Here is a 22,957-nt window from a genome sequence, read left to right as displayed (position 1 = left end):
GACTAGCGCGCCAGGCCGACCGCCTCGTCCACGCGTCCGAGCTTGTCGGGGTTGCGCACCAGGTAGAGGGCGGTCACCCGGCCGCCGTCCACGCGCATGGTGGCGATGGTGTCGAGCTCGTCACCGAGCAGCAGCCGAAGGCCCGTCGAGCCGTTGACCAGCGTGGGCGCCGCGCTCGCGGAGCCGTCGGTGGGCATGACGCCGGCGAAGAACCGCAGCACCTTCTCGACGCCGTGGATCGGGCGGAGCGCGGCCTGCTTCTTGCCGCCGCCGTCGGTGATGAGGACGACGTCCGGCGACAGGACGTCCATCAGCCCCTGGAGGTCGCCGGTCGCGACCGCGGCCATGAACCGCTCGACCACCGCGGCCCGGTCCTGCTCGCTGACCACCTCACGGGGGCGGCGCGCCTCCACGTGGCTGCGGGCCCGGTGCGCGATCTGCCGGACCGCGGGTGCGGTCTTGTCGACGGCCGCCGCGATCTCGTCGTAGGGCAGGTCGAACACCTCGCGCAGCACGAACACCGCCCGCTCGGTCGGCGTCAGGGTCTCCAGCACCAGCAGCATCGCCGTCGAGACCGAGTCGGCCAGCTCGACGTCCTCGGCCACGTCCGGCGAGGTGAGCAGCGGCTCCGGGAGCCACGGCCCGACGTACGACTCGCGGCGCCGGGCCAGCGTGCGGATCCGGTTCAGCGCGAGCCGGGTGGTGATCCGGACCAGGTAGGCACGCGGCTCCCGCACCTCGGCGTGCTCGACGTCCGCCCACCGCAACCAGACCTCCTGCAGCACGTCCTCGGCGTCGGCGGCGGAGCCGAGCATCTCGTAGGCGACGGTGAAGAGCAGGTTGCGGTGCGCGACGAACGCCTCTGTCGCGTCGCCCGGCTCCTGGCTCACGTCGCCGAGGGTACGGCGAGCGGGAGCTCGCACACGTCGGAGTAGCCCTGGCTCTGCAGGCCGGCGGCCGAGTTGAAGCGGGACCGCATGTTCTCGAGCGCGACCATCTGGGTCAGCTCGACGACCGCGGGCACACCGAGCTGGTCGATCAGCTTCTCGACCATCCAGTCGGTGACGACGGGCGGCGTGGCGGACATGGCCTCGGCGTACTCGAGGACGTCCCGCTCGAGCGGGGTGAACACCTCCGACTCGCGCCAGCGCGGGACCTCGCGGACCTTGGCCAGGTCGAGGCCGTCGTTGTGCGCCATGAAGTAGCCGAAGTCGAGGCACCACGAGCAGCCGATGACGCCGGCGCTCGCCAGCTGCGCGTAGGACTTGAGAAGGGGGTCGAGCGCGCCCCACTTCGCGACCTTGTTCTCGAACCCGAGCACGTCCTTGAGCACCCGCTTGTGGTGGAAGTAGACGTAGCCGTTGTCGGGGAACTCGCCGCCGAGCCGGCGCATGGCGTACTGCGTCATGAACCAGCCGTACAGGCCGGTCACCGGGGCCTTGGGAATGCGGAAGGTGCTGGTGCTGGGCATGAGGTCCTCCTCGTGTCGTCGGTGGTACGCCCTCGAGACACCGGCGCCCACCGAGGTGTGACACCCGTGTGGCACTCTCGGCGCCATGCCCAGCCGACGACACGAGCTGCTGGCCTACGCCGTGCCCCGGCTGCGCCGGTCGCGCGACCTCGACGACGTCGAGGTCGAGCGGGCCCGGCTCGAGCGCTGGCACACGACCCTCGACCGGGGCTTCCCGACCAGCGCCGTCCGTCGCTTCCACCAGCGCTTCCGGGTCACGGAGGAGCAGCTGCCCGGGGGGTTCCCCTGCTACACGCTCTCCGAGCGCGGCGCCTCCCCGGACCGGGTGGTGGTCTACGTCCACGGCGGCGGCTTCGTGGCGCCGATCGACCCCTACCAGGTCAAGTACGCCGCCCGGCTGGCCACCGCGCTCGACGCGCAGGTCGTCATGCCCGACTACCCGCTCACCCCCGAGCACACCTGGCGGGACTCCCACGAGGACGTCGTCCGGCTCGTCCAGCGCGCGGCCGAGACCTCCGAGCGGGTGGTCGTCGTCGGCGACTCGGCCGGCGGCGGCATCGCGCTCGCGGCCGCACTCACCGTCCGCGACCGCGGCGGCCCGCAGCCCAGCCACCTGCTGCTGCACGCGCCGTGGGTCGACCTCACCACCAGCACACCGGAGACCGCGGTCGTCACCCTCGAGGACCCGTGGCTGTTCATCGGCAAGATGCACGCGTACGCCGAGTGGTGGGCCGGCTCCGGCGAGGACCTCGGCCGGCCCGAGGTGTCTCCGGCCCTGGCCGACCTGGGTGGTCTCCCCCGGGCCCTGATGTTCTCGGGCACCCGCGACACCCTGATGCCCGGCTGCCGGCTCCTCGCCCGCCGGGCCGTGGCGGCGGGCTGGGACCTCACCTACGTCGAGCAGCCCGGCCTGCTGCACGTGTATCCGCTGCTGCCGTTCATCCCCGAGGCCAAGCAGGCCTGGTGGACGACCCTGGAGTTCCTGCGATGAGGGTCGAGCCGTGAGGGTCGAGCCGTGAGGGTCGAGGCGGTGCCCTTCGCCCAGCTCGGCCCGGCACGCGTCTACGACGTCTGTCGGCTGCGGCAGCAGGTGTTCGTCGTCGAGCAGGAGTGCCCCTACCCCGACCTCGACGGCCGGGACCCCGAGCCCGGGACCCGGCACGTCCTGGTGACCGACGACGACGACCGGCTGGTGGGCTACGCCCGGGTCCTGGACGACAGCGCCGTGTGGCGCATCGGCCGCGTCGTCCTCGACCCCTCGGTGCGCGGCCGGGGCCTCGCGGATCCGCTCATGGGGACCGCTCTCGAGGTGTGCCCCGACCGGGACGTCGTGCTCGACGCCCAGTCGCCGCTGACCGGCTGGTACGCGTCCCTCGGGTTCGAGGTCGACGGCGACGAGTTCCTCGAGGACGGCATCCCGCACGTGCCGATGCGTCGGCGTTCCGGCTCAGGCGAGAGCTGAGTACCAGACCACGCCGTCCGCGTCCGTTCGGCGGGAGGCCTCGCCCCTCGCGACCAGCAGGTCGAGGTGGGCCTTGGTCTCCATGGCGGCCATGCCCCGCGCGAACTCGTCGAGCTGCTCGTACGGCGTCTCGTGCCGGGTCCAGCCCAGGGTCTTGCCGACGTCCGCGGCACACACCGGCTCCGGCCCCAGGCCCGCCAGGCAGAGCTCGAGCCGGTGGTCGTGGAAGGCGAGCAGCTCGTCCACGCGGGCGTGCGTCGACGGCGCCACGGGACCGTGGGCCGGGAGGACCTTGAGGTCCGGGAGGCCCCGGACCTTCGTCAGCGACGCCATGAAGTCACCGAGCGGCTGCGGCTCGGCCGGGAACGTGAACCCGATCGACGGGGTGATCGTCGGCAGCACGTGGTCTCCGGTGAACATCAGGCCCGCGGCCTGTTCGGCGAAGACGTAGTGACCGGGGGTGTGGCCGGGGGTCTCCACGGCGTTCAGCGTCACCGGGCCGAGCGGGATGTCGTGGTCCCGGTCGAGCCAGGAGTCGGGGTACTCCCACCACTCGGGGTCGGGCCGCTCGCCGTTCTGCTGGTGCCCTCGGTTCCAGATCTCCGCGATGTCGTGCGCCCCCGCCGTGCGCAGGAGCGACGCGAACGGGTTCTCGGTGAGCGCGTCGAGGTCGTTGAGCGCGTCCATCGCCCGCTCCTCCCCCCGGCCGAGCGCCACGTCGACGCCGAGCTCCTTGCTGAGCACCCGGGCGAGCGTGTAGTGGTCGCGGTGCACGTGGGTGACCAGGAACCGCCGGATGTCGCCGAAGCCGGCACCGATGTCGCGCAGGCACCGGTCGAGGAGGTCGCGAGCCACCGGGATCGACCAGCCGCCGTCGATGAGGACCAGGCCGTCGTCGGTGGTGATGACGTAGACGTTGATCGCCTTCAGCCCGTCCATGGGCAGCGGCAGTGGGATCCGGTGGATCCCGGGCGACACCTCCCAGGCTCCCTCGGCGGTCCAGTGCTCGCCCGAGTCGGGAGAGACGGCGAACGCCGTGGGCGTGCCGTGCGAGGAAGTTGACGCGGTCATCTATCTGAGCCTAGGGCTCGGCTACCCGGCGGTGATGTCCGGCATCCCGAGATCGAGGTTCGGCTGCTGGATTCCCCCGTCGACCTCGAGCAGCTTCCCGGTCACGTACTTCCCGGCCGCCGAGGCCAGGTAGAGGACGGCCGCGGCGATGTCGTCCGGGTCGCCCACCCGGCCGAGCGGGGTCTTCGTCTCCATCTGGTTCATCATCTCCGGCTGGCCGGCCACGAACTCCAGGGCGCTGGTCATGATCGACCCGACGTAGATGCCGTTGACCCGGATCCTGGGCGCCAGGTCGACGGCGGCGAGCCGGGTCCAGTGCGCGAGCGCGGCCTTGGCGGTGCCGTAGGCGACGTAGCCCCGGTCGGCCGTGCGTCCCATCATCGAGCTGATGGTGACCACCGACTGCTGCCCGTCCCCGCTCTTCAGCATGAGCGGCACGGCGGCGCGGGTGAGCGCGTGCGCGGTCGCGACGTTGAAGCTGAACGCCTCGGTGAGGAAGCGCGGACTGGTCTCGAGGAAGCCTCGAGGGAACGTCCCGCCGACGTTGTTGACCACGGTGTCGATCCGGCCCAGCTCGTCGTACGCCGTCTGCGCCAGCCCCGCGACCGCGTCGAGGTCGCTGAGGTCGGCGGGCACGACGACCACCCGCCGGCCGACGGCCTCGATCCTCGCGGCGACCTCGGCGAGCTGGTCGGCGGTCCGCGCCGAGATGAGCACGTCGGAGCCGGCCTCGGCCAGCGCCACCGCGGTCGCGGCCCCCAGCCCGCGGCCGGCGCCGGTGACGATCGCGACCTGCCCGGGGACCGCGAAGCTGTCGAGGATCGTCATGCCCTGCTCCTCGACCCGGTGACCAGCCCGCGGCCGGTGACCAGCGGCAGGTCGAGGGCGGTGACGAGGCCCGGCTTCGCGGCGACGACCGCCGGCAGGGCGTTGATGATCCGCTGGGCGGTGGTGATCATGCCGCTGACGTTGTGGTCGCCGTGCTCGCCGTGGTGGGTGAAGTCGACGTTCATCATCGGCTCGCCGGTGATCTTGATCCGGTAGCAGCCGTCGTGGCCCGCGGGCGGCGTCTCCCAGTCCGGGTCGGACTCGGCGTCGGTGCGGGTGATGTGCTCGAGGACGACGCGGGGCACGCCGTCCACCTTGCCGATCAGCTGGAAGCGCACCGAGCCCATCGTCCCGGCCTTGACGTCGCCGGACACCGAGTCGGTGTCCCGCTCCGCGGCGCGGCGCTCGACGTCCTCGGTCAGCGGCTCGTCGAGGGTGATGTCGAGGCCGGCCGCGATCTGCCGGACGACGCTGCCCCAGGCCATGGTGAGGATGCCGGGTTCCCAGAGGAACGGCTTGTAGTCCATCGGCCGGCCGAAGCCGAACATGTCTCCCATGACCACGGGCTGGTAGTAGGTCGAGTAGTCGCAGATCTCCATGACCCGGACCTCGTCGATGCGCTGGGAGATCGAGGTCATCACCAGCGGCAGGATGTCGTTGGCGAAGCCCGGGTCGATGCCGTTGATGTGCATGGACGCGTTGCCCTTGACGCACGCGTCCTCGATCCGCGCCAGGAACTCGGGCGGCAGGATCTTCTCCGGCCACTGGAGGAGCACCGGGCCGCTGCTGGTGACGTTGATGCCAGCCTCGACGAACGAGATCAGGTCCTCGATGCACTCGAAGACCCGGTCGTCGGCCATCGCGGTGTGCACGATCGCGTCCGGGGCCAGGGCGATCAGCGCGTCCCGGTCGTTGGTGGCCCTGATCCCGAGCTCGCGGCCGAGGTCGGCGAGGACGCCGGCGTCCTTGCCCTCCTTGTCGGGGTTGGAGACCCAGACGCCGACCAGCTCCATGTCGGGATGGGCGTCGATGCCGGCGATCGCGTGCCGGCCGATGGTTCCGGTGGACCAGACGACGACGCGGAGGGGCTTGTCGGGGACGACCTGGGACATCTCACTCACTCTTCTCGTAGGCAGGGATCTCCGGACACCTGGTCCCGGAGTAGATCGTGGGCATGCACTGGTTGCAGTGGATGCACTTGCCGGCCTTCTGGCGGCCGTTCTGCAGCTGGTTGACCAGGTCGGGCTCCCGCAGCAGCGCCCGGCCCATCGCCACGAAGTCGAAGCCGCTCGCCATCGCCCGCTCCATGGTGGCCAGCTGGTTGATGCCGCCGAGGAGCATCAGGGGCATCGCCAGTGCCGCCCGGAACTGGGACGCCTTCTCGAAGAAGTAGGCCTCCTCGAAGTCGTAGTGCTTGAGGAACCCCTTGCCCATCGGGGTCTTCATGCCGAAGCGCACCAGGGGAGGCATGGTCGCGGCGAACTCCTTGGTCGGTACGTCGCCGCGGAAGAGGTACATCGGGTTCATCAGCGAGCTGCCCCCGGAGAGCTGCAGCGCGTCCAGGTGGCCGTCGGCCTCGAGGAGCCGGGCGACCTCGATGCTGTCCTCGGTGCGCACGCCGCCCTTAAAGCCGTCGCTCACGCTGAGCTTGGCCGTGACCGCCGCCTGGTCGCCGACCTCCTCGCGCACCGCCTGGGCGACCTGCCGGGCCAGCCGCGCCCGGTTCTCCAGGGGCCCGCCCCAGCCGTCCTTGCGCCTGTTGAGCCCGGGAGCCAGGAACGAGGAGATGAGATAGCTGTGCGCCATGTGCAGCTCGAGGACGTCGAAGCCGGCGCTGACCAGGATCCGCGCGGTGTCGACGTACGCCTTGGTGATCCTGGTCAGGTCCTGCTCCGTCGCCGACCGGACCATCTGCATCGACAGCGGGCTCGGCATCCGGCTGGCACTGAGGGCGTGCACGCCGTTGGACCGTCCGTTGGCGACGGGTCCGGCGTGACCGACCTGGCCGGCGATCTTGGCGCCGGTCTCGTGGATCGTGTCGGCCAGGCGGGTCAGCCCCGGCTTGGTGGCCGGACCGACCAGGATCTGCTCCCGGTGCGTGCGGCCCTCGGGGGCGACGGCCAGGTAGGCCACCGTGGTCAGGCCCACCCCTCCCCTCGCCACGGCGAGGTGGTAGTCGACGAGGTCGTCGGTCACCACGCCGTGGGGGGTCCGTCCCTCGAAGGTGGCCGCCTTGACCGTGCGGTTGCGAAGCGCCACCGGTCCCAGGGTCGCGGGTGCGAACACGTCCGGGGGTGCGTCGGGGGCCACGAGCGTCAGACTAGAACACGTTCTAGTCTTGGGGAAGGGCGTTGACGCGGTCCCACCGGGTCTGCCAGAAACGACCATGCGCTTCCCGCCCACCTACGCCAACGTCGTCTCCACAATGGCCCTGGTGCTGGCCGTCAGCGGCGGGGCCTACGCCGCCACCCAGCTCCCCAAGGACAGCGTCGGCAGCAAGCAGATCAAGAACAACAAGGTGAAGTCGAAGGACATCAAGGACGGCGGCATCAGGGCCGTCGACCTGCGAGCCGACGTGCTGGGCGATGTCGTCCGGGACGGGGATCTCACCGACGTGGTCCGCGACGCCGAGCTCGACGCCGACCTCGCCGCGGCGGTGGCCGACCTGGTCAGCGAGGGCCAGCTCGACACGGCCCTGGCCGCGGCGCTCGAGGACTACGTGGCCGGCGACCGGGACGACGCGGCGTTGACCCTCCCCGGCGGCAGCACGATCCAGCCGCTGGTCAGCATCCCCGGTCTGATCTCCGTGACCGCCAGGTGCAGCGCACCACCGGCGAGCGGTGACCGCGGCCTGGAGATCAACGTCAGCAACGAGGGCGCGGGGAGCTGGACGTACGTCCTGCGCGAGTACTCCGCGGTTCCGGCGGTCGACACGATCTCCAGCGACACCCTGCTCGGAGGCTCCGACACCAACTACGTGTTCGCTCCCGACGACCAGGGCGAGAACGTGCGATACCTGCGCATCACCGTGCTCAACGGCCAACGTCTCGACCTGGAGGTCTCCGCTGTCACCAACACCCTTGCCGGTGGGTGCTTCGTGCGTGGCTCAGTCTTCCGCGACGGCGGCCCGGCCTGACGGGTCGAGCCGCCCGGTCCGCTGGGCCCACACCTCGAACAGCAAGGTGCAGAACGGCGGCACCGACGCCGCCAGGGCGACGGCCGCGACGGGGAGCGACCAGCGCTGCTGGTGCCAGGTCGGCAGCGTGACGACCAGGTAGGCGAGGAACACCGTGCCGTGGATCGGACCGAAGACCTGCACACCCTGCTCGCCCGCGTCGACGACGTACTTGACGAACATGCCGACGAGGAGACCCGCCCAGCTGAACGCCTCGGCGGTCGCCACGACCCGGAACGCCGTGACCGCGCCGCGCGAGCGACCCGGGTCCTGGGCTCGCAGCCACAGCAGCCCGGCGACCGGCAGCACCGCCGGCACGAAGCCGTAGCCGATGCCGTAGCCCGACCAGACCGTGGCGTCGGGGAACCAGTCCTTCTCGACCAGGCTCAGCGTCCCGACCGTGACCACACCGCCCAGCTCGACCCAGAGCAGCACCGACGCCAGACGGGGGCTGCCCCCGGAGGCCCGCCGGATCGCCAGCCAGCCGAGCGCGTAGGTCAGCGCCGCCGCCAACGACAGCGTGTAGGCGAACGGCGCCTCGTCCGCGCGGGTGGCGAGCTGGACGGCACTCCGCGCGCCGGCGGCCAGCGCGAAGACCGCGTAGACGGCGAGCAGGACCTGGTGGCCCCCGGAGCGCCTCGTGCCGTCGCCCGAGCCGTCGATCGAGCCGTCGACCGGGGCGCTCATAGCGTCATCATCATCCGCACGCTGATCACGCCCACCGCCACGACCGCGACCGCGAGCACGCCGATCGACCACGGTCCGCGGTCCTCCGTCGTGGAGCCCAGCGCGATCGGGACCACGCACACCGAGGCCACCAGGTAGCCGACGTGAGTCGCGATCGAGTCGGGTCGGTCGCCCGAGGCCAGGGCACCGAGGCCGGCCAGGGCCCGGATCGCGAGGAGCGTCTCCAGCATCCACGCCATCGAGTCGAGCCACGGCGGCCGTTCGCGCCCGCGCCAGGCGGAGTACGCCGCCACGAGCAGCACCAGACCGGCGTACCCGACGACCACGTACGAGATCTGGTCGAGCGGTCCGGGCATGGAACTATCATCGCGATGACGTCTGCCGCACCACCCGCCGGGCTCGTCGAGCGGCTGCGCGCGGCCGGGTGCGTGTACGCCGAGGACGAGGCGGCCCTGCTGGTCGAGGCCGCCGAGGGAGACGAGCACCTGGAGCGGCTGGTCGCCGAGCGCGTCGCCGGCACTCCGCTGGAGCAGGTGGTGGGCTGGGCGGAGTTCTGCGGGCTGCGGATCGCCGTCGCGCCCACGGTCTTCGTGCCGCGCCGCCGGACCGAGCTGCTCGTCCGGATCGCCCTCGAGGTGCTCTCCCCGGGCGACGTGGTGGTCGACCTGGGCTGCGGGACCGGCGCGATCGGAGCGGCCCTCCTGGCGGCCGGACCCGGCCTGGACGTGTGGGCGGTCGACCTCGACCCGGCGGCCGTCGCCTGCGCAGGGCGCAACCTGCCGCCCGGGCGGGTGCGCCCCGGCGACCTCTACGCCGGCCTCCCCGTGACGCTGCGCGGACGGGTCGCGCTGGTCGCCGCGAACGCGCCGTACGTCCCGACCTCAGCCATCGACACCATGCCTCCGGAGGCGCGCGACCACGAGGCCCGGCTCGCCCTGGACGGCGGCCCGGACGGCCTCGACGTGCAGCGCCGGGTGATCGCCGAGGCTCGGGGCTGGCTGGCTCCGGGTGGTCGTGTCCTGGTCGAGACGAGCCTCCGGCAGGCCGAGCGGACGCGCGCCGCGATGGAGGCTGCGGGACTCCTCGCCGACGTCCGGCACGACCCGGATCTGGACGGCACGGTCGCGGTGGGTCGACTGCCCACAGTTACACCGTTGGTGGTATAGCAACCTCACCCGGCGCGCTCTAGACTTCGCGCACCGAGGGCAACCTCGGTACGGCGACGGTCTCCATCCCCATGTGCGCCGCAGCCCCGGTGGGGGGTGGCTGCGTTCGGGGGCCGTCGCCCCCGCCATTTCCGTCCGGGACGGTCAGCGGGCCAGGAAGTCCGCGATCGCGGCGTTGACCGCGTCCGGCTGCTCGAGCTGGAGGAAGTGCCCGGCGCCGGGGACGACGACCACCTCGGCGAGGTCCGGCAGACCGTCCGCGGCCTTGGCCGCGTATCCCACGTCGAGGCACCCGTCGTCCGCACCGTGCAGGTAGAGCAGCGGGTGCGTCGGCAGCGCGTCGAGGGTCGCCTGCCAGGCGCGGTAGGCCTCGGGCACCGTCCACGGCCGGGTGAGCGCCCGGTAGTAGTCGAAGGGCGCGGAGCGGCGGTCCGGCGCCGAGACCGCGGCCAGCACGTGCCCCAGGTCCTCGCGGGCGTCGTACCCCGGCGACCAGTCCCGCCACAGCTTGCGGACGAGCCGCTCCTGCGTCCGCTCGGGGAGGACGGGCAGCTGGTTGAAGAGGATGTACCAGCTGTGCCGGGCCTGGCGGAGCATCAGCCGGGCGTCGAACCCGGCCATCGCCTGCATCGGCGGGACCGCGAGGGTCACCGCGCGCCCGAACGGCGAGTCGTCGTGGCCGTTCAGCGCGTTGGCCGCGATCGCTCCCCAGTCGTGGCCCACCAGCACGGCCCGCTCGTCGCCGCCGAGCCGCTCGTGCACGGCGACCGCGTCGGCCATGATCGCGCCGACGTGGAAGCTGCCGTCGCGCGGCAGCCCGCTCGGCGCGTAGCCGCGCAGGTGCGGCGCCACCACCCGCCACCCCAGGTCGGCGAGGTGCGGGCCGAGATGACGCCAGGTCCACGCGGTGTCGGGGAAGCCGTGCAGCGCCACGACCAGCGGCCCCTCGGCAGGGCCCCACGCGAGCGCGGAGAGCGTGACCTCGGGCAGGTCGAGCTCGAGCACCTCCGGCTCGGCGCCCGTCCGACCACTCATCGGGCCGGCACCCCACGGACCCGGGACCGCGGTGGTACGTCGTCGATGACGACCGCGTTGGCGCCGACGACCGCGTGCTCGCCGATCTCGACGCCGGGCAGGATCTGGGCGCCGCTGCCGATGTGGCAGGCCTTGCGCAGGACCGCCGGGCGGGAGACGTCCGACCCGGGCTCCTCGCTCCGGCGCATGGTGAGGCCGGCCAGCACGCTGACCAGGGGCCCGAGGAAGACGTCGTCCTCGAGGACGACGCCGGCGGCCAGGGCGGCGTAGCCCTGGGTCCGCACCCGCGCGCCGATCCGGGCGTCCCGTCCGACGGTGCCGGCGTGGCCGATGCTGGCGCCGGCGCCGAGCACCGCGCCCTCGCGGGTGAGCGAGTGGTCGCCCAGGAAGACCTCGGCACCCGTCGACGCGCCGGCGCAGACGACGGCGTACGACCCGACGACGGTCCCCTCACCGAGCACGGTGGGTGCGGCGGTCGGCGCGGGGCTGGCCGAGCCGCGACCGGGCCTGGTCAGCTTGCCGAGGACCGCCCCGTCCTCGAGGTGGCATCCCGGACCGAGGCGCACGCCGGCGTGCAGCACGACGTTGACGCCGATGTAGGTGTCGTCCGGCACGACCACGTCGTCGGCGACCCACAGGTTGGGAGCCCGGTCACTGGGTCGCATCGACGGTCCCCTTCTCCAGCTCGGCCAGCCGCTGCTCGGCCCGTCGGGCGGCCCGGGCCCGGCGCCGACGGCGCTGCTCGGACAGGTACAGCTTCTCCTGCGCCTCCTGCAGCCGCCCGGTCAGCTCACCGACCTGGCCGCGCAGTGCCTCGGCCTCGAGCTCGGCCTTCCAGCGCAACCGGGACAGCCGCGCCAGCTCCGCCGCCTCGGTCGGACCGTCACCCCCGCCCGGGGTGAGCCGCCGGAAGATCCCGACGAGCGCTTCGGCGTGCTTGCGGTCCTGGTGGTGCTTGAGGATCAGCTCACGGTTGACCCGGCCCATCGCCGGGTCGTAGTGGTCCAGCGCCCGGACCAGTCCGTCCCGGTCCAGGACGGCCGCCTGGGACTGGCCGGCGAAGGCATCCGCCTCGAACGCGTCGTACGACGCCGCCGTGACCCAGCCGTCGGCGCCGAACACGTCGTAGACGAACGCAGGCCTGCCGCACGCCATCGCGTCGAGGACGGCGCGGCCCTTGCCGACCACGATGTCGGCGTCCGCCACGGCCGCGGCCACGTCGAGAGTGGGCCGGGTCATCACCCCGACCTGCACGACGCGCACCTTGGCCGCCGACCAGGCCTCGACCAGGGCGTCCCGCGCCTCACCACGCAGGTAGTTGCCGAGGAGGACGGCGCGGCGCGGCCGGGCCGACACGGTTCCACGGGGCGAGAGGCGGACGGCGTCGATGGGCTGCCGGAGCCGGACGGTCTCGAACGTCCCGGGAAGTGCCCCGACCCGAGCGCCCACCCGGTCGCTCATCACGACGACCACCGAGCCGGGGACCGGCACGAGGGGTGGCAGCTGGAGGTCGAAGTACGCGCTGTGCGCGACGTAGACCTGCGGCTGTCCGGGCCACCGGTCCGCCATCGCGTAGGCGGTCCCGACGTCCTGGACCAGCACCGCGTCGCATGCCTCGGGGAGGCCGCTCTCGTCGACGACCGTCGCCCCCACTCCGCGCACCTGCTCGGCCATGGCCCCGAGGACGGGCGCGTGCACGGTCACCTCGTGGCCCAGCCGGACCAGGTTCTCGGCGACCGTGTAGAGGTAGGTCTCGCTGCCGCCGACGTCGACGAGGTGCGGCGTCGCCATCACCACGTGCACGGCCCCACCTCCCTCGGTCGGACCGCACCCTAGTGTCAGGCGGGTGATCGTGGTGGTCGGCGGCGCCAACCTGGACGTCAAGGCGCACAGCGCCCGGGACGCCGTGGCCCGCACCAGCAACCCGGGCTCGGTGCTCCGGTCCGCGGGCGGCGTGGGCCGCAACGTCGCCGAGAACGTCGCCCGCCTGGGCACCGAGGTCTGCCTCGTCGCCGCCGTCGGGACGGATCCGGCGGGCGACGAGGTCCTGGCCGCGACGAGGGCGGCCGGCGTCGACGTGTCCAGGGTCGCCCGGGTGCCGCAGCCGACCGGGACGTACGTCGCCGTGCTCGACGCCGACGGCGAGCTGGTCGTCGCGGTCTCCGACATGGCCGCCACCGAGTCGATCGGACCCGGCGACGTCGACGCCGCCGCGGACGCGATCGCCGCAGCGTCCCTCGTCGTCCTCGACGGCAACCTGGGCACCGCCGCTCTCGGACGGGCCCTGGAGGTGTGCGCGGCGACCGGCGCCCGGGTGGTGCTCGACCCGGTGAGCGTGCCCAAGGCGGCAGCGCTGGCGGGGCTCCTCTCGCCGCGCACCCCGCTGTGGGCGGTCACGCCCAACCGCGACGAGCTCGACGCGCTCGGCGGCTCGGCGGGAGCACTCCACGACCGCGGGGTCGAGCTGGTGTGGACCCGGCTCGGCGTCGCCGGCTCACGGCTCAGCAGCCGGGACTCCAGTACCGACATCGCGTTCATCGGCGCTCCGGAGGTCCTGGACGTCACGGGGGCGGGCGACGCGATGCTGGGGGCGTTCTGCCACGCCGTCCTGGCGGGCGCCGACCCGGCCGAGGCGGCGGCGTACGGTCAGTCCGCGGCCGCCCTGACGGTGGCCAGCGCGCACACGGTGCGCCCCGACCTGACCGACGAGCTCGTGAGGAGCCTGCTGTGACCGCACACCCGTCGTTGGTCCTCACCGACGAGGTGGCGACCGCGCTCGCCGAGGGCGCGCCGGTGGTCGCCCTGGAGAGCACGATCATCAGCCACGGGATGCCCTACCCGGACAACGTCGCGATGGCGACCGAGGTCGAGGGCATCGTCCGCACGCACGGCGCCGTCCCCGCGACCATCGCCGTCCTCGACGGGCGCCCGCGGATCGGGCTGTCCGCCGACGACCTCGAGCTCCTGGGCAGCCACCCCGACGTCAGCAAGGTGAGCGTCCGCGACCTGCCCTACGTCGTCGCCCGCGGCACCCACGGCGCCACCACCGTGGCGTCGACGATGCGGCTCGCGTCGATGGCCGGGATCCGGGTGTTCGTCACCGGCGGCCTCGGCGGGGTCCACCGGGGTGCCCCGCAGTCGTTCGACGTCAGCGCCGACCTCACCGAGCTCGGCCGGACCCCACTGGCCGTCGTGTGCGCCGGCGTGAAGAGCATCCTCGACATCGGCCTCACCCTGGAGACCCTGGAGACCCTGGGCGTCCCGGTGCTGGTCAACGGCAGTGACGAGTTCCCGTCGTTCTACTCGCGCAGCAGCGGCTTCCGAGCGCCGATGCGCATCGACGGCGCCGAGGAGGTCGCCGCCGTCCTCCGGTCGAGCCTGGACCTCGGCCTGCCGGGCGGGCTGGTCGTGGCGCACCCGATCCCGGTCGAGGACGAGATCCCGGCCGACGAGATCGGGGCCGTCATCGCGCGGGCGCTGGCGGACATGGACCAGCGCGGCATCACCGGCAAGGACGCGACGCCCTACCTCCTCGGCCGGATCGTGGAGCTCACCGGCGGGGCCAGCCTCACCGCGAACATCGCGCTGGTGCGCGCCAACGCCAGGCTGGGCGCCGAGGTCGCCGTCGCGCTGTCCTGACGTACGGGGCCCGCGGGTCGGGGTACTGTCCGCCCCTCACCAGGCCCAGGCAGATGGCCCAGGCAGATGGCGCAGGGAGATCCGGAGGAGAAGCATGAGGGGATTCGGGGACGGCTCGCACAGGGTCGGTCCGCTAGCGGTCATCGCCACACTGGCGCTGTTCATCGTGGTCGGGGGCTCGGCGACCGCCGCAGGCCTGATCAACGGCAAGGACATCAAGCCCGGCACGGTCACGGCCAAGCAGATCAAGAACAAGTCGGTGACCGAGGCCAAGCTCGCACCGTCGGCCGTCGACGCGCTCCAGGGGCCCGCGGGCCCCCCCGGAGCCGCCGGCCCCGTCGGTCCCGCCGGTCCCGCCGGTCCCGCCGGTGCTGCGGGAGCCCCCGGGCAGCCCGGCCAGGACGGAGTGGTGAGTCCGCTGACCGCGACGATCGAGTACGCCGAGCTGGGCGGCGATGCCACGATCCTCCGGCTGGAGCCGGTGCCGGGTCCCTACCTGATCACCGCGAAGGCGACCCTGACCGCGGGTGGCGCCTACTCCGACGGCCTGAGCTGCTCGATCTGGACCGACGACACGGACGCCGAGGACACCGCCAGCAGGAGTCCCGTGGCCATGAACGAGACGGTCGCACTCTCCCTCATGGCGGTCGCCTCGCCCACCGAGAGCATCGAGCTCCGCTGCGACGCGGACGCCTTCTCGGGCACCGGCAACGTGCGCTACGCGAAGCTGTTCGCGGTGCCGATCCAGGGCTGAGCGCGATCGGTCGCCATCGGGGTCGTCTCTCGACCGTTTCGCGAACAGGAGCGGCGGTCCGTGACTACCGTCGACTGTGCCTCGACCCACGACGCTGCTGATCGCGACGGCCCTGATCGTCACCTGCCTCGTGCCGTCGACGTACGCCGCGACCGCAGCGGCACCGGAGCGCGCGGACCTCACGACCACCGCAGGTGACGTCACGGTGTCCGGCGCCCGGGTCACCGGTTGGTTCACGGTCCGCAACAACGGCGACCGGACGGCTCCGGCCACCTCGGCGGCGATCAAGGTCGACGGGCGGCGGGTGCGTTCCGTCAGGACCCGGGCCGTGCGCCCGGGCGGACAGCGGATGGTCCGCTTCCGGGTGCGGCTCGGCGGTGGCACCCATGTCGTCCGCGTCTGCGCCGACCGACGCGACGTCGTCACGGAGCGCCGCGAGCGCAACAACTGCCGCACGCTCGGCACGGTGACGGTCGAGTCCACCTCGGTGCCGGCGAACCCGGTCTCCTACACCCCGGGCTCGGTCTTCCGGATCGGCACGTCACCGGACGAGTACTGGATGTACGTCCCTCCGGCGTACGACGACAGCCACCGGACACCGACCCGGATCGTGGTCTTCGTGCACGGCTGCGGCGGAACTGGTGAGGAGTACGCGACGCTCATCAAGAACCTGGTCGCCGACCTCGACCACCTGGTCATGACACCCGGGCTCGGCAGGGACGGGCAGTGCTGGGACCCGACCGCCGACGCCGGCCCGCTGCTCGAGTCGATCGCCGACGTCAAGACCCGCTTCAACGTCGACCCCCGGCGCGTCGTCCTCGGGGGCTACTCCTCCGGCTCGACCCTGGCCGGCCAGGTCGCGTTCGAGCACGCGGACGGCTTCGCCGGCCTCGTGGTGGTCCCCGGCCGCCCCTTCTGGAGCGACGACAACCGCGAGGAGCTCATGGCGGCCGCCGACTGGAAGCTCAACGTCGCCTGGCGCGCGCACACCGGCGACGAGTACTACCCGATCGCGACCCTGCGTGCCGACAAGCGGGCCCTGAAGGACTCCGGCTTCCCGGTCGCGTTCTCCGAGGTCGACGGCGGCCACGAGTTCACCGAGGCCGACCTCGACTACGTGTTCGGCAAGGCCGCGACCTGGACGGCCCCGTGACCCTGAAGGGTCAGCGGGGCAGTGACGCCACGAACTCCAGCTTGTCGAGGACCGGCGCGGGGATGACGAACGGGTAGAGGTCGTCCTTGCCCATGCTGCGGTTGATCATGTTGAGCGCGACGGTCAGGGGCACCCAGACACCGGTCACCACGTCGCGGAAGCTCGAGAACGCCGCCACGGGAGCGACCGCGGTCAGGCCGTACTCGGACGCCGTCTCGACGGTGTCGCAGATGTGCAGGTAGTGCGCCCAGGTCTCGGCGAAGTCCTCGAACGGGTGCATGGTGGCGTACGTCGAGATGTAGGACTCCTCCCAGCCGGCGGGCGGCCCGTCGGCGTAGTGCCGGTCGATCGCCTCCTGGTAGTCCGCCGACTCGTCGCCGAAGAGCTCCCGGGCCCGGGTCATGAGCTCGTCGCCACGCACGAGCTGCCACTCGTAGTAGTGGCCGACCTCGTGGCGGAAGTGGCCGAGCATGGTCCGGTAGGGCTCGGCGAGCTGGGTGCGGACCTTCTCGCGGTGGGCGTCGTCGCTCTCGGCGAGGTCGATCGTGATGACGCCGTCCTCGTGCCCGATCACCACGTTCTCCGCTACCGACGACAGCAGGTCGAAGGCCAGCCCCTGCTCCGGGTCACCGCCGGTCTCCGGGTCCTTGCCCACGACCCGGAAGCCGAGGGTGTCGAGCTCGAACACCAGGTGTCGCTTGGCCCGCTCGGCCGCCGGGTAGTTCTCCAGCCCCACCAGGTCCTCGTCGCTCGGCCGGGTCCGGGTCAGGTCGCACGCGAAGCACTGGCCGCCCTCGAGCGGGGCGAGCCAGGTGCACCCGGACAGCGCCAGGTTGCGGCAGACGTGCCAGACCAGACCCCCCGCGTCGACGTACCTCCCCTGGTCGTCGACGGGGACGATCGCCCGCTCGGCGCGCGAGAAGCCCAGGGCCGTCCCGCACGACACGCAGACGGAGTTCTCGAAGTGCAGGGGGTTGTCGCACACCCGGCATCGGAAGGTCTTCACCCAGCGAGCCTGCCACGTCACGGTTACGATCCCGCCATGGATGCTGCGGTGCGGCTCAACGCCCACGCGAGTGGCCCGGCCGGCGCGCGCCCGATCCTGCTCGTGCACGGGTTCGGCTGCGACCAGTCGATGTGGCACCACGTGGCACCGGAGCTGGCGGTCGACCACCGGGTCGTGCAGCTCGACCTGGTCGGCTCGGGGGGGTCGGACCTGGACTCCTACGACCCCGACCGCTACTCCCGGCTGGAGGCGCACGCCGAGGACCTGGTCGCGCTGTGCCGCGAGCTCGGGCTCGAGGACGTCGTCCTGGTCGGCCACTCGGTCTCCGCGATGATCGCGGTCCTGGCCCACCTCGCCGCCCCGGAGCTGTTCTCCGCACTCGTGCTCGTCGGACCGTCCGCGCGCTACCTGGACGACGGCGACTACGTCGGCGGCTTCAGCCCCAGCGACATCGAGGACCTCCTCGAGACCATGGACAGCAACCACCTCGGCTGGCAGAGCCCGCTGGCCGGCCTGGTCATGGCCAACCCCGACCGGCCCGAGCTGGCGGCGGAGCTCGAGGCGACGTTCTGCCGCAACCGCCCGGAGATCGCCCGGCACTTCGCCGGCGTGACCTTCCTGGGGGACAACCGCGACGACCTGCGCAAGGTCACCGTGCCGACCCTGGTGCTGCAGACCCGTCACGACGCGATCGCGCCCGTCAGCGCCGGTCAGTTCGTCCACGACCAGATCGCCGGCAGCCAGATGGTGGTCATCGAGGGTCACGGCCACGTCCCGCACCTCAGCGCACCGACGGAGACGCTGAAGGCGATCCGCGAGTTCCTCGCCAGGTGAGCGGCCCGCGATCCGACCTCTTCGAGAACGCTCCTTGCGGCTACGCCGTCCTCGACGCGTCCGGACGGGTGGTGGAGGCCAACGCAGAGCTGCTGCGGCTCCTCGGGCGGAGCCGTGACGAGGTCGAGGGCCGGCTGTCCCTCGCCGAGCTGGTGTCGGCCGGCGGCCGCATCTACCTCGACACCCACGTCTACCCGATGCTGGCGCTCAACGGGTTCGTGCGCGAGGTCGCCCTCGACGTCGTCCAGGCCGACGGCGAGCGGGTGCCGGTCCTGGTCAGCGCCAACGTGACTCCGGGCCCGGAGCCGGACCAGACCCGCACCCGGGTCGTGGTCCTGGAGGCTCGCGACCGGCGGCGCTACGAGACCGACCTCCTCGAGTCCATGCGCACCATCGAGGCCGCCCGTCGGGACGCCGCCGAGCTCGCCGAGACCCTCCAGCGCACGCTCATCCCCCCGACTCCGCCGGCCGTCGAGGGGCTGTCCATCGCGGCGGCGTACCGCCCGGCCGGCGACGGACGCGAGGTGGGCGGCGACTTCTACGACGTGTTCCAGGTCGCCGAGCACGAGTGGCTGGCGGTGATCGGCGACGTGACCGGCAAGGGCGTCGCCGCGGCCACCGTGACGGCGTTCGTCCGGCACACCGTTCGCGCCCTCGCGATGCAGTTCCGGGACCCCGCGGACCTGCTGGTGGAGCTCAACCGTGCCGTCCTCGACCACGACACGGACCGGTTCTGCACCGTGGTGGTGGTCCGGCTCGTCGACGACGGTGCGGGGTGGTCGCTCACCGGCAGCATCGGCGGCCACCCGCTGCCGCTGGTGCGTCGCCCCGACGGCTCGGTCGCCGAGCTGGGCACGCACGGGTCGCTGGTCGGTGTCATCGACGCGCCGATCTTCAGCACCTTCCGGCACCGGCTCGGCGACGACCTGCTGGTCCTCTACACCGACGGCGTCATCGAGGCCCGGCGAGACCGGACCCTGTTCGGGCTGGAGCGGCTGCTGCCGCTCGTGTCGGCCAGCGACCACGACCCGAGCGCGGTCACCGCCGACGTGGTCGAGGCCGCCCTGGACTTCCAGGACGGCGACCCGCGCGACGACATCGCGGTGCTCACCCTGGGCAGCGGCAGGAATCCGCCGCCGCCGGGTTAGTCTCCCGGTGTGGAGGAGCGCGCATTCAGCTACGAGATCAGTGACGAGTCGGACCGGCTCGTGCTGCACGGTGACCTCGACGAGGGCACGACCGTGCAGGTGCGGATGCTCCTGAAGGAGGTCACCGATGGGCTGACCCGCGACCTGGCGATCGACCTCACCGACGTCGACCTGCTCCCCTCGTCGGCGGTCGGCGTGCTGGCCAACGCCCAGGACACCGCTGCCAAGCAGGGCGCCGCCCTCACGTTCATCGCCGGGGACGGCACCATCGCGGCCCGGGTGCTGACGATCTGCGGCCTGTCCTACGACCTCGCCTGACCGGCGTCGTCAGCGGGCGAGCCAGGCCTCGACCCTGGTCCCGCCGCTGCGGTCGACGGTCCACCTCTCGCTGAGCGCCTCGACGATCGCCAGGCCCCGCCCGTCGACGCTGTGACCGGAGGCCGCCCGCACGGCGACCGTGCCGGCCCGCCCCTGGTCCTGCACGGCGATCACCACGTGGCCGTCCAGCAGCCGGCACGAGACCGCGATCTCCGTGCGCTCGTCGGGCGCGCCGTGCCTGACGCCGTTCATCACGAGCTCGTGGGCGACCAGTCGACCGTCCTCGACCAGCTGGCCGTCGCACTCGTGCTCGATGAGCAGCTGGCTCACCATCGTCCTGGCGACCCGCGCGGCGTCCGGTCCGAAGGGAAGAGTCACCGCGAACTCCGCCGTCGCGGTGCCGTCCGCCATCTCGCTCCTCTGCACTGGGGGTTGCTCGAGCGCCCCGTCCTCGACTCTAGAGGCGAGCACGGCACCGGCCCTGCAACTCGACCGGAACACCTGCGGTACCCGATCAGGCGACGTCGGCCTCCATCTGGGCCACGAAGTCTCGTTTGACCCGCCGCCAGGCCTCGTCGGTCATCGTCCGGCGCCAGTAGGGCGAGCAGGACATGTCACCGCGGGACAGCCCGCGCTCGGCGAGGAGGTGGCGGCGCAGGGCCCGGACCTCGTCGGCCTCCCCGTGGACGAACGCGTGCACGCGCCCGCGGGGGAACTCGAGCAGGCGGACCGCGTCGACGAGGAGGTCGCCGTCCTGCTCGTCCCCCGTGCGGTGCAGCCACTCCAGCTCGAGCGTCCCGTCCGTGCTCAGCTCGATCTCGTGCTCGGGGCCGTCGCACAGCAGGCGGACCACCACCGGCGCCCCGGCGGGGACCGCCTCCAGAGACGCTGCGATCGCCGGCAGGGCGGACTCGTCGCCGACCATCAGGTGCCAGTCGGCGGCCGGGTCCGGCCGGTAGCCGCTGCCCGGCCCCTCGAAGACCAGGACGTCGCCGGGCCTCGCCCCCTTCGCCCACGGGCCGGCCACCCCGTCGTCCCCGTGCACCACGAAGTCGAGGGTCAGCTGCCTGGTCGCCTCGTCCCAGGTCCGGACCGTGTAGCGGCGGCGGGCCGGCTGCACGTCGGCCGGGTGCCCGGCGGCTCTGACCTCTGCCGGGTCGAACACCCCGGACTCCTCGGCGTACGGCGCACCGGCGGGCGGGATGGCCACGTTGACGTAGGTGTCGGTGTGCGGCTCCGGCGCTCCGGGCATCGCGAACGAGGCGAGGTCGCCGTCGGCGAGGACGACGCGGACCAGGGACGGGGTCAGCCAGGTCGTGCCGCGGACGCGTGCGTGCATGAGGGATCCCGTTCGGTCTGGGTGGACTTAGGGTGACCTTATCCAGCCACGCAGAAGGGGCCCGGCACCAGGTGCCGGGCCCCTCCGCGTCATCCGTGGTGCGTCAACGCACTACGAGCAGGCCTCGTAGCTCGCCTCGACCTCGTAGGTCTTGCCCGGCTTGCCGTTCTTCTTCTTGACCAGGGTGACGACCGCCTTGAGGTCGGCCTGCACCTTGTCCGCGACCGGGACCTTGACCACGGCGCCCTTGGTGGGCGTCTTGGTCTTCGCGGCCAGCTTGTCGTTGACGAAGAACTTCACCAGCTTGATGTTCTCGGCCCGCTTCTTCTTGGGCGTGACCGTGGCGTCCAGCGAGTCGGTGGCGCACGCGCGGGCCCCGGGCAGGGCGACGTACTTGCCCGCCTTGCCGACCGGTGCCGCCGTCTGGGCGCCCACCAGGTCGAAGTCGGCGTGGATCGTGGTGGCGACCTGGGTGGCAGCGAGGGTGGACGTGACCTCGGAGAGGACCGCGTCGGACTCGAGATAGCCCCCGTAGACACCCGCCGGGAGGTAGACACGCTGGGTCCCGCTGAACTGCAGCCCAAAGCCGTACAGCTCGACGTAGTCGTTGCCGGCGTCGTCGAAGAGGTAGAACTCGCTGTAGGTGTGCTTGGTCGCGTCCAGCGTGATGTCCATGAAGCCGGGCTGGGTCAACGTGAACCCGAAGTCGAGGTCGCCGTAGCTGTAGCCGCCGAGCTCGCAGGCGGAGACCGGCTTGGACGCCGTCGCCTGGACGCTGCCGGTGGAGGAGATGTCCAGGGTGTCCGGGTTGCCACCCGCGGCGGTCATCTTGCCCGTGACGCTGACCTGGGTGGCGAACGAGATCGTGTCCGTTCCGTCGCCGTCGTTGGTGACGGTGCCGGAGTTGCTCGCGGAGACGGTCGTCGCCGGGCCGTTCTCGACGACCGGGACGTTGGAGACGATCGGCGACGGGTTCTGCACGACGGTGCAGGCCGTGGGCGAGCCCTCGCTGGCGTTGGAGTTCGCGTCCATGTCGCCGGTGGTGTAGACGGGAAGGGCGTGCGCCGGGGCGCCCAGCAAGGTCGTGGAGGCCAGGACGAGGCTCACCACGGACGCTCGGGCGGCGTGCTTGAGAAGGGGTTGCACTGTGGACCTTTCACTGGTGGCGCCGAGGCATCCTGCGCCGACGTCCGCGCTGGACTGTAGGTCACTCCGCCCGTCCGGATGTCGCGAACCGCCCGATCGGGCCATGTCGCCGGGGTCCGCCGTCATGACAGGGTCCCGCGCATGACCTCACGCCTCGCGCGATCGTTGTCCGCCGCCTGTTGCGGCGTGGTCGCGGCCGCCGTGCTCGCCGCTCCCGCCGACGCGCACACGACGGGTATCCACGACAACTGCACCAACTTCAACAAGAGCTTCCCGCACGGCGTGGGCCGCAAGAACGCGGTCGACAAGACCTCCGGCACGAAGGTGACCACGTTCAAGCGGTCGAACAAGATCTACAACACCGCGGTCGACCACAACGCGGACCTGGACCGCGACGGTGACAAGATCGCCTGCGAGAAGGCCTGACCGGCGACGTAGCCCGCCGACGGGATCGCCCTACGGCGTACCGAGAACACAGAGTTCGTTGCCGCCCGGTTCCGCCATGACCACCCAGCTGACGTCCGCCTGCCCGAAGTCGACCGGTCTGGCACCGAGGCGGGATCGAGTTGATCGCGTCAGCCGTCCGTAGGCCTGTGGACAAGCCGCTGTCGCCGGAGGCCGAGTGTCGGTGCCACCTGTTTGGGTGGAGTCATGGTCGCAGTGGCGGTGGTGGAGGGGATGGGTGAGGACGATGTCCTTGCCTTTGCCGGTGACGCTGCTGCGCG

Annotated in this window: 27 protein-coding genes and 1 pseudogene; 12 read left to right on the top strand and 16 right to left on the bottom strand. The window is 72.2% G+C overall.

The features are described 5' to 3' along the window. Positions 1 to 2: 2 nt before the first annotated feature. Together JHD21_RS06295 and JHD21_RS06290 are read right to left on the bottom strand one after the other, a co-directional pair. A complete protein-coding gene (locus tag JHD21_RS06295; RefSeq protein WP_292672534.1) occupies positions 3 to 890 on the bottom strand; it encodes an RNA polymerase sigma-70 factor in 888 nt (295 codons plus the stop codon). Then, the gene (locus JHD21_RS06290; RefSeq protein WP_292672533.1) at positions 887 to 1,471 is read right to left on the bottom strand and encodes a carboxymuconolactone decarboxylase family protein; all 585 of its coding nucleotides are present in this window, start codon (positions 1,469 to 1,471) and stop codon (positions 887 to 889) included. The genes JHD21_RS06295 and JHD21_RS06290 overlap by 4 nt, the downstream gene beginning before the upstream one ends. Before the next feature lie 85 nt (positions 1,472 to 1,556). Here JHD21_RS06290 and JHD21_RS06285 point away from each other — a divergent pair, with 85 nt between their 5' ends. Next, positions 1,557 to 2,462: an alpha/beta hydrolase gene (locus JHD21_RS06285; RefSeq protein WP_292672531.1), complete on the top strand. Its 906-nt coding sequence runs from the start codon at positions 1,557 to 1,559 to the stop codon at positions 2,460 to 2,462. Positions 2,463 to 2,486: 24 nt separating this feature from the next. Continuing rightward, a complete protein-coding gene (locus tag JHD21_RS06280; protein WP_292672529.1) occupies positions 2,487 to 2,933 on the top strand; it encodes a GNAT family N-acetyltransferase in 447 nt (148 codons plus the stop codon). Here JHD21_RS06280 and JHD21_RS06275 read toward each other — a convergent pair. From JHD21_RS06275 to JHD21_RS06260, 4 genes are read right to left on the bottom strand one after another with little or no spacing between them, the layout of a single operon-like run. Next, positions 2,919 to 4,004 carry an MBL fold metallo-hydrolase gene (locus tag JHD21_RS06275; RefSeq protein WP_292672527.1) on the bottom strand — a complete coding sequence of 362 codons (1,086 nt, stop codon included), beginning with the start codon at positions 4,002 to 4,004 and terminating at the stop codon, positions 2,919 to 2,921. The two genes, JHD21_RS06280 and JHD21_RS06275, sit on opposite strands and share 15 nt — an antisense overlap. A 21-nt stretch (positions 4,005 to 4,025) precedes the next feature. Beyond that, positions 4,026 to 4,832, bottom strand: a complete 807-nt coding sequence (locus JHD21_RS06270; RefSeq protein WP_292672525.1) for an SDR family oxidoreductase — start codon at positions 4,830 to 4,832, stop codon at positions 4,026 to 4,028. Continuing rightward, positions 4,829 to 5,944 (bottom strand): diacylglycerol kinase, encoded by a 1,116-nt coding sequence (locus JHD21_RS06265; protein WP_292672524.1) that lies wholly within the window; start codon positions 5,942 to 5,944, stop codon positions 4,829 to 4,831. The genes JHD21_RS06270 and JHD21_RS06265 overlap by 4 nt, the downstream gene beginning before the upstream one ends. Position 5,945: 1 nt before the next feature. Beyond that, positions 5,946 to 7,142: an NADH:flavin oxidoreductase gene (locus JHD21_RS06260; RefSeq protein WP_292672523.1), complete on the bottom strand. Its 1,197-nt coding sequence runs from the start codon at positions 7,140 to 7,142 to the stop codon at positions 5,946 to 5,948. 76 nt (positions 7,143 to 7,218) lie between these two features. Here JHD21_RS06260 and JHD21_RS06255 point away from each other — a divergent pair, with 76 nt between their 5' ends. After that, positions 7,219 to 7,968: a hypothetical protein gene (locus JHD21_RS06255; RefSeq protein ID WP_292672522.1), complete on the top strand. Its 750-nt coding sequence runs from the start codon at positions 7,219 to 7,221 to the stop codon at positions 7,966 to 7,968. Here the strand turns inward: JHD21_RS06255 and JHD21_RS21880 are convergent. Continuing rightward, positions 7,939 to 8,694 (bottom strand): DUF3817 domain-containing protein, encoded by a 756-nt coding sequence (locus JHD21_RS21880; protein ID WP_365695592.1) that lies wholly within the window; start codon positions 8,692 to 8,694, stop codon positions 7,939 to 7,941. The genes JHD21_RS06255 and JHD21_RS21880 overlap by 30 nt on opposite strands. Then, positions 8,691 to 9,050, bottom strand: coding sequence for a hypothetical protein (locus JHD21_RS06240; RefSeq protein ID WP_292672521.1), 360 nt, complete (start codon positions 9,048 to 9,050; stop codon positions 8,691 to 8,693). The genes JHD21_RS21880 and JHD21_RS06240 overlap by 4 nt, the downstream gene beginning before the upstream one ends. A 15-nt stretch (positions 9,051 to 9,065) precedes the next feature. Here JHD21_RS06240 and JHD21_RS06235 point away from each other — a divergent pair, with 15 nt between their 5' ends. Then, on the top strand, positions 9,066 to 9,860 hold the full coding sequence (locus JHD21_RS06235; protein WP_292672519.1) for a putative protein N(5)-glutamine methyltransferase: 795 nt from the start codon (positions 9,066 to 9,068) through the stop codon (positions 9,858 to 9,860). Between the two features lie 144 nt (positions 9,861 to 10,004). Here the strand turns inward: JHD21_RS06235 and JHD21_RS06230 are convergent, their stop codons facing one another. From JHD21_RS06230 to JHD21_RS06220, 3 genes are read right to left on the bottom strand one after another with little or no spacing between them, the layout of a single operon-like run. Next, entirely contained in the window at positions 10,005 to 10,895 is an 891-nt protein-coding gene (locus JHD21_RS06230; protein ID WP_292672518.1) for an alpha/beta hydrolase, read from the bottom strand. Next, entirely contained in the window at positions 10,892 to 11,560 is a 669-nt protein-coding gene (locus tag JHD21_RS06225) for a DapH/DapD/GlmU-related protein (RefSeq protein WP_292672516.1), read from the bottom strand. The genes JHD21_RS06230 and JHD21_RS06225 overlap by 4 nt, the downstream gene beginning before the upstream one ends. After that, on the bottom strand, positions 11,547 to 12,698 hold the full coding sequence (locus JHD21_RS06220) for a hypothetical protein (protein ID WP_292672514.1): 1,152 nt from the start codon (positions 12,696 to 12,698) through the stop codon (positions 11,547 to 11,549). The genes JHD21_RS06225 and JHD21_RS06220 overlap by 14 nt, the downstream gene beginning before the upstream one ends. A 43-nt stretch (positions 12,699 to 12,741) precedes the next feature. On the opposite strand from JHD21_RS06220, the gene JHD21_RS06215 reads away from it, so the two are divergent. From JHD21_RS06215 to JHD21_RS06200, 4 genes are all read left to right on the top strand, one after another. Next, positions 12,742 to 13,626, top strand: a complete 885-nt coding sequence (locus tag JHD21_RS06215) for a carbohydrate kinase family protein (RefSeq protein ID WP_292672513.1) — start codon at positions 12,742 to 12,744, stop codon at positions 13,624 to 13,626. Next, on the top strand, positions 13,623 to 14,534 hold the full coding sequence (locus tag JHD21_RS06210; RefSeq protein ID WP_292672512.1) for a pseudouridine-5'-phosphate glycosidase: 912 nt from the start codon (positions 13,623 to 13,625) through the stop codon (positions 14,532 to 14,534). The genes JHD21_RS06215 and JHD21_RS06210 overlap by 4 nt, the downstream gene beginning before the upstream one ends. Before the next feature lie 94 nt (positions 14,535 to 14,628). Further along, positions 14,629 to 15,288, top strand: coding sequence for a hypothetical protein (locus tag JHD21_RS06205; RefSeq protein WP_292672510.1), 660 nt, complete (start codon positions 14,629 to 14,631; stop codon positions 15,286 to 15,288). 76 nt (positions 15,289 to 15,364) lie between these two features. After that, positions 15,365 to 16,441 carry an alpha/beta fold hydrolase gene (locus JHD21_RS06200; RefSeq protein WP_292672509.1) on the top strand — a complete coding sequence of 359 codons (1,077 nt, stop codon included), beginning with the start codon at positions 15,365 to 15,367 and terminating at the stop codon, positions 16,439 to 16,441. A gap of 10 nt (positions 16,442 to 16,451) precedes the next feature. Here JHD21_RS06200 and JHD21_RS06195 read toward each other — a convergent pair whose 3' ends face one another. After that, on the bottom strand, positions 16,452 to 17,447 hold the full coding sequence (locus JHD21_RS06195; RefSeq protein ID WP_292672508.1) for a putative zinc-binding metallopeptidase: 996 nt from the start codon (positions 17,445 to 17,447) through the stop codon (positions 16,452 to 16,454). A gap of 36 nt (positions 17,448 to 17,483) precedes the next feature. Between JHD21_RS06195 and JHD21_RS06190 the strand changes: the two genes are divergently transcribed. From JHD21_RS06190 to JHD21_RS06180, 3 genes are read left to right on the top strand one after another with little or no spacing between them, the layout of a single operon-like run. Next, entirely contained in the window at positions 17,484 to 18,281 is a 798-nt protein-coding gene (locus JHD21_RS06190; RefSeq protein WP_292672507.1) for an alpha/beta hydrolase, read from the top strand. Then, positions 18,278 to 19,429 carry a SpoIIE family protein phosphatase gene (locus tag JHD21_RS06185; RefSeq protein WP_292672505.1) on the top strand — a complete coding sequence of 384 codons (1,152 nt, stop codon included), beginning with the start codon at positions 18,278 to 18,280 and terminating at the stop codon, positions 19,427 to 19,429. Before JHD21_RS06190 ends, JHD21_RS06185 begins: the two co-directional genes overlap by 4 nt. 9 nt (positions 19,430 to 19,438) lie before the next feature. Then, positions 19,439 to 19,747, top strand: coding sequence for an STAS domain-containing protein (locus JHD21_RS06180; protein ID WP_292672504.1), 309 nt, complete (start codon positions 19,439 to 19,441; stop codon positions 19,745 to 19,747). A 9-nt stretch (positions 19,748 to 19,756) separates the two neighbouring features. Here JHD21_RS06180 and JHD21_RS06175 read toward each other — a convergent pair whose 3' ends face one another. From JHD21_RS06175 to JHD21_RS06165, 3 genes are all read right to left on the bottom strand, one after another. Further along, positions 19,757 to 20,173, bottom strand: a complete 417-nt coding sequence (locus JHD21_RS06175) for an ATP-binding protein (RefSeq protein ID WP_292672503.1) — start codon at positions 20,171 to 20,173, stop codon at positions 19,757 to 19,759. Between the two features lie 88 nt (positions 20,174 to 20,261). Further along, positions 20,262 to 21,086, bottom strand: a complete 825-nt coding sequence (locus JHD21_RS06170; RefSeq protein WP_292672502.1) for a siderophore-interacting protein — start codon at positions 21,084 to 21,086, stop codon at positions 20,262 to 20,264. A gap of 111 nt (positions 21,087 to 21,197) precedes the next feature. Then, positions 21,198 to 22,193: a hypothetical protein gene (locus JHD21_RS06165; protein WP_292672500.1), complete on the bottom strand. Its 996-nt coding sequence runs from the start codon at positions 22,191 to 22,193 to the stop codon at positions 21,198 to 21,200. Positions 22,194 to 22,373: 180 nt separating this feature from the next. Between JHD21_RS06165 and JHD21_RS06160 the strand changes: the two genes are divergently transcribed. Next, entirely contained in the window at positions 22,374 to 22,658 is a 285-nt protein-coding gene (locus JHD21_RS06160) for an excalibur calcium-binding domain-containing protein (RefSeq protein WP_292672499.1), read from the top strand. Positions 22,659 to 22,688: 30 nt separating this feature from the next. Here JHD21_RS06160 and JHD21_RS06155 read toward each other — a convergent pair. After that, positions 22,689 to 22,957 (bottom strand): annotated as a pseudogene (locus tag JHD21_RS06155) (hypothetical protein); the annotation flags it as partial.

The organism is Nocardioides sp., assembly GCF_016462705.1.
In the GTDB taxonomy this organism is placed as follows: domain Bacteria; phylum Actinomycetota; class Actinomycetes; order Propionibacteriales; family Nocardioidaceae; genus Nocardioides.
This window is presented reverse-complemented; position numbering and strand designations above follow the sequence as displayed.